Source organism: Azospirillum sp. TSH20, assembly GCF_003115935.1.
GTDB lineage: Bacteria > Pseudomonadota > Alphaproteobacteria > Azospirillales > Azospirillaceae > Azospirillum.
The window spans coordinates 1-2316 of record NZ_LGQU01000194.1 but is presented as its reverse complement, the minus strand read 5'-3'; the positions used below and the strand labels follow the sequence as shown (position 1 = coordinate 2316).

The 2316-nt window shown below is 65.9% G+C and carries 2 protein-coding genes and 1 pseudogene; all 3 read right to left on the bottom strand.

Translation table 11 applies throughout. From position 1 onward, the window contains the following. Positions 1-634: branched-chain amino acid ABC transporter permease (locus TSH20_RS33775; protein WP_109493032.1), on the bottom strand; the 634-nt coding region annotated here is incomplete at its 3' end. A 179-nt stretch (positions 635-813) separates the two neighbouring features. Further along, positions 814-2022, bottom strand: a complete 1209-nt coding sequence (locus tag TSH20_RS33765; RefSeq protein ID WP_109157746.1) for an ABC transporter substrate-binding protein — start codon at positions 2020-2022, stop codon at positions 814-816. 166 nt (positions 2023-2188) lie between these two features. Beyond that, a pseudogene (locus TSH20_RS36050) lies at positions 2189-2316 on the bottom strand (ABC transporter ATP-binding protein); the annotation flags it as partial.

Genomic DNA, 2316 nt, shown 5'->3' with positions numbered 1-2316 from the left:
CCAGACCGGCCAGCGCCACGCCGAAGCCGTAGGTCAGCGACACCATCACCGGCACGTTGATGCCGAAGGCCTGCACCAGCGTCGGGTTTTCCGTCGCCGCGCGCAGATAGGCGCCCAGCTTCGTCCGCTCGATGGCGAACCAGGTGCCGAAGCAGATGACCAGCGAGGCGACGACGACCCAGCCGCGGTAGTTGGGCAGGAACATGAAGCCCAGATTCTGCCCGCCGCGCAGCGCCTCGGGGATCGGGTAGGGCTGGCCGGAGACGCCGTACTGATGGCGGAACGCCCCCTCCAGGATCAGCGCCAGCCCGAAGGTCAGCAGCAGCCCGTAGAGATGGTCCAGCTTGTAGAGCCGCGACAGCATCGTCTTTTCCAGCACGATGCCGAGCAACCCGACAACGACCGGCGCGATCACCAGCGCTCCCCAATAGCCGATCCCGGCATAGGTCAGCAGCAGCCACGCCACGAAGGCGCCGACCATATAGAGCGCGCCATGGGCGAAGTTGATGACATTCAACATGCCAAAGATCACCGCCAGCCCCAGGCTGAGCAGCGCATAGAAGGACCCATTGATCAGGCCGAGCAGAAGCTGCCCGAACAGCACTTGGGGCGGGATTCCCAGCAGGCTGACCATCTCCGCATTTCTCCCGGTTCGTTGGTGTTGGTTGTTGTTCTTCGGATGGGTGGTCGTTGATTGCCCCCACCCCGACCCTCCCCCGCTGGGCGGAGGAGGGGGACAGGACCTTTGTCGGCGTACAGCGGCAGTCCCTCCCCCGCCCAGCGGGGGAGGATAGGTGGGGGGCTAACTCCCCCTCACTTCACCAGCGGACAGCCGCTCTGCTTCGGGTCCATGAAGGCGGTGTCGGCCGGGATGGTCTTGACGATCTTGTAATAGTCCCACGGGCCCTTCGATTCGGCCGGGGTCTTCACCTGGGCCAGATACATGTCGTGGAACATGCGGCCGTTGGCGGCGACCTTGCCCTTCTTGGCGAACATGTCCTCGACCGGCAGTTCGCGCATCTTGGCGGCGACCTTGTCGGCGTCGTCGGTCTTGGCCGCCTCGACCGCCTTCAGGTAATGCTTCACCGCCGAATAGACGCCGGCCTGCACCATGGTCGGCTTCTTGCCGGCCTTGGCCTCGAACTTCTTCGACCATTCGCGGGTCTGGTCGTCCATGTCCCAGTAGAAGCCGGTGGTCAGCATCAGCCCCTGCGCCGACTGCAGGCCCAGCGCATTCACGTCGGTGATGAACATCAGCAGACCGGCGAGGCTCTGACCCGCCTGGGTGATGCCGAATTCCGCCGCCTGCTTGACGGCGTTGACGGTGTCGCCGCCGGCATTGGCCAGCCCGATCACGTCGGCGCCCGACCCCTGCGCCTGCAGCAGGAAGGACGAGAAGTCGGAGGTGCCGAGCGGATGGCGAACCGATCCGACGATGGTGCCGCCCAGCGACTTCACCATCTTGGTGGTCTCCTCCTCCAGCGACTGGCCGAAGGCGTAGTCGGCGGTCACGAAGAACCACTTCTTCTTGCCCTGCTCGTACAGGGCGCGGCCGGTGCCGGCGGCCATGGCGTAATTGTCGTAGGTCCACTGGAAGCCGTAGGGGCTGCACTGCGCGCCGCTCAGCGCGGTGGCGCCGGGACCGGACATCAGGAAGATGCGCTTCTTGTCCTTGGTGATGCCCTGCACCGCCAGAGCGGCGGCGGAGTTCGGCACGTCGGCGATGGCGTCGACGCCGCCGGTGTCCACCCACTCACGCGCCTTCGACGCGGCGATGTCGGCCTTGTTCTGGTGGTCGGCGACGACGATCTCGACCGGGGCGCCGGCGACCTTGTTGCCGAACTCCTCCGCCGCCATCCGGGCGGCGATGGCGGAGCCCTCGCCGGCGAGATCGGCGTAGATGCCGGAACGGTCGTTCAGCACGCCGATGCGGATGACGTTGTCCGACACCTGCGCCGAGGCCGGAATCGCGGTCCCGGCGAGCGTCAGCAGGGCGGTGCCGGCGAGAAGAAGCGTACGCATCAGAAGGTCTCTCCCTCTTGGTTTTATTGTCGGCCGGTTCCCATTGCGGGTCCCTGTGGCCGTGTCCGGAGCAGGTATTCGGGCAAGATCCGGCGGTTCGCCGCCCCGGCCCGGAATTGCGGGCCGAGGCGGCGTTCGTGCCGGCGATGTCAGATGTCTGGACCGCCTACACGCCGAGATAGGTGTGCAGCTTGTCCATGTTGGCTTCGAGCTGGTCGTTGGGGATCATGTCCACCACATGGCCCTCCTCCATCACGTAATGGCGGTCGGCGATGGTGGCGGCGAAGCGGAAGT